Origin of the sequence: Bacteroides sp. An269, assembly GCF_002159755.1 — a bacterium.
In the GTDB taxonomy this organism is placed as follows: Bacteria; Bacteroidota; Bacteroidia; order Bacteroidales; family Bacteroidaceae; genus Phocaeicola; species Phocaeicola intestinalis.
This window is the reverse complement of the sequence record NZ_NFJG01000204.1, coordinates 1-2746: the sequence shown is the minus strand read 5'-3', so window position 1 is coordinate 2746 and position 2746 is coordinate 1. Positions and strand designations below refer to the sequence as shown.

General features: G+C 46.5%; 3 protein-coding genes. All 3 read right to left on the bottom strand.

Going from position 1 to position 2746, the window contains the following annotated elements; all coding sequences use genetic code 11:
• Nucleotides 1-158: 158 nt before the first annotated feature.
• Entirely contained in the window at nucleotides 159-1322 is a 1164-nt protein-coding gene (locus tag B5F71_RS19130; RefSeq protein WP_087213509.1) for a DUF3843 family protein, read from the bottom strand.
• Between the two features lie 14 nt (nucleotides 1323-1336).
• Nucleotides 1337-2512, bottom strand: a complete 1176-nt coding sequence (locus B5F71_RS19125) for an MFS transporter (protein ID WP_022039412.1) — start codon at nucleotides 2510-2512, stop codon at nucleotides 1337-1339.
• A 35-nt stretch (nucleotides 2513-2547) separates the two neighbouring features.
• Nucleotides 2548-2746, bottom strand: a 199-nt coding sequence (locus tag B5F71_RS20550) for a hypothetical protein (protein WP_158098160.1), incomplete at its 5' end; no start/stop codon positions are given.

The following is a 2746-nucleotide window of genomic DNA, read 5'->3' as shown; positions in this document are numbered from 1 at the left end:
ATCTGACGAAGAACAGGAGCGAAAAAGACCAAAAAATCGCCCAAAGCACACACGAAAACGTATACATCAAGCCAAGAAAAACTTTTTGGAGAAATTCAAAACAGCTTCTCAGTGTTGTCCGTAAATTCCTTATACTCTAGGAGACAGATTTCCTGTCTTTAGTCACCCCGGTAATAGTATAGTAAAGCGTGACGGGCGATGAAATCCAGATTCTTTTGTACCAGGTCTGTGTTTTTCCCTTCTGGAAGTGATGCATCGGGAAGTAAGCCGTTGCGGATGCAGTAGGTGAGCAGGTCGGGAGGGCAGAGGCTTTCTTCTGTCAGCAACCGGAAAGCGTTGGCTTGCGCCAGGCTATGGTCATACATCGGATTGTTTTTGTCGGCTATGTATTCGCAGATGTCTTTTGCCAGAAGGATTCCTTTGGCGGGATTCGTCATCAGAATGAAATTGCGGTGTGTTTTCATTTGCGGCAAAGTGTGGTTGTCGTCATCTTGCCAGTGCAATGTATCGACCAGGAAGCGTCGAAGTTCACCGTATCCGTTCAGGTAAACAATGGAAGTTCCGTCGGTTCCTTCGGTGAAGTCCCGGTAGATTTTCTCATTAGCCGCGGCTATGTGTGGAGGTAATACAGGTTCTTCTGTGAACAATCCTTTTATTGCTTTCCAGTCGGTGTTGTCCGAAAGTATGCTTATCCATTCGTGGAGAAACAGTGCCAAGGGACCTGTTGGCATAATGAACCGGTCGTTAGGTGCTACGTGGTTGATATAAGGATACATCGAAGGTTCGGTCAGGTACGTGTGCCCGAAAAGCCAGGTCAATTTGCGGTCGGCATCGGTTTCACTATCGAAAGAAGCAAAATAATTTTTCAGTACAGGATTTTCAGGTGCTTCCTCGTATGCTTTGTCCAGGATGGAGTAAAAGCTTTGTGCCAGGTTGGTGATACGGGTATCTTCGGGATTAAGGTAGCTGGAAGTTATTCCGGCCTTCTGCCAGGTGTTCCAAATCAGGAAACGCAAATCTTCCTCGTTGATTTCATCGGGATAATAGGAAGCATCGATAGTATAAAATGGAAGCATGGTACCGTATAGTCTTTGGTGCTCGCCGGTAAAGCTTTGCCAGAGTTGCAGGCCGGATATTTGATCTTCAAGATATGCCGAAGCATAGAGCGCCAGCTTTTTGCGGAGAGCTTCGGGCAGTCCTGTCGTAGTGCATGCATGGAACAGGCGGTTGGCAAGTTCCACGAAATAAATGTCGGAAGGCTGTAGGGTTGTATAAGGATGAATTTGCAGCCAGTCGTTTGCGTAAATGTTTTTTTGCTTCATGAGAGTGCTATGTTTTAGTGTTTGGCAAAGAGGGTAATAAGTAAGGAGGTTCCGGCAAGGCAGACACCGGTCAGGGTGACGCCTGTCCATCCGGCATGGTGCCAAAAGGTTCCGGCGAGAAAAGTCCCGAAAGCACCTCCGATGAAATAAGTAGTCATGAAAATTGTGTTGACACGGTTTGCGGCACGTGGAGCCAGCGAAAGGGCACAAGTCTGATTGCTGATTTGTATGCATTGCATGCCAATGTCTATCAGGATGATGCCGGCAATGATGCCTGCGTAACTATTCTGGAAAAGGTAGAGGAGACACCACGATGCAATCATAATGCCACAACCGATGAAATTGAAACGCCTTACTCCGTAGCGGTGTACATATCTCCCGACGAAAGATGCCGTCAAGGCTCCTGCCATGCCGCATAGTCCCAGCATTCCAATGATGTTGTTTCCTGCATAAAAGGGAGCTTGGCTCATCTTGAATGCAAGACAAGCCCACAAGGTAAGAAAACATCCGAAACAAAGTCCGGCACGGAAAGATACCAGGCGGAGTGTGGCATTCTGCCGGATGAGTGTAAAGACCGATTTCATCAATCCCCAATAGCTTCCTTTAAAATTGGAAGGCATGTCGGGTAATGTGCGTATGATGATGAAAATGCAAGCCAGCATCATGCCTGCCGCAATGTAGAAAATGGTCCGCCATCCCCAGTATTCGCCTACAATGCCACTTATCACGCGTGACCCTAGTATACCGGTCAGCAGTCCGCTGATGAGTAGTCCTACATTTTGGGCTTTCTTTTCGGGGCGTGAAAACTGGGCAGCTATTGGGATGAAGATTTGAGGCATGACCGAACAGATACCCGTGATGAGCGAGGCAAGCAAAATAAAATGGATGTTTGTCGCTACCGCTATGCCGAACAGTGATGCTGAAAGCAGCAGAAAATTGACAACGATAATGTTTCGCCGGTTATAGAGGTCGCCAAGTGGAATGATGAACAGCAGTCCTGCCGCATAACCTATCTGGGTGGTCATGGGAATGAGATTGGCGGTAAATTCAGAAATATCCAACTCATCGCTGATACGATTCAACAATGGTTGGTTGTAATAAAGGTTGGCTACCGAGATGCCTGCAATGATGGCTAGTGTCCACAGCAGTGAGGCGGGTAAGCCTTTGTTCTCTTCCAATGTTTGTTTCATGTCAAGGAAATCATTTTTCGTTAAGTGGCGCAAAGTTAAGAAACTATTTTGAGATAGACCGCTATCTTCCTCGTAGTAGAGACGTAAAATTTTGCGTCTTTGCAAGAAATCATCCCTGATTCATGATAAGAAGCTGTTTTGAATTTCTCCAAAAAGTTTTTCTTGGCTTGATGTATCCGTTTTCGTGTGTGCTTTGGGCGATTTTTTGGTCCTTTTCGCTCCTGTTCTTCGTCA

Coding starts and splice junctions, on each gene's coding strand:
- B5F71_RS19125 (WP_022039412.1), bottom strand. CDS start 2,512: ATGAAACAAACATTGGAAGAGAACAAAGGCTTACCCGCCTCACTGCTG.
- B5F71_RS19130 (WP_087213509.1), bottom strand. CDS start 1,322: ATGAAGCAAAAAAACATTTACGCAAACGACTGGCTGCAAATTCATCCT.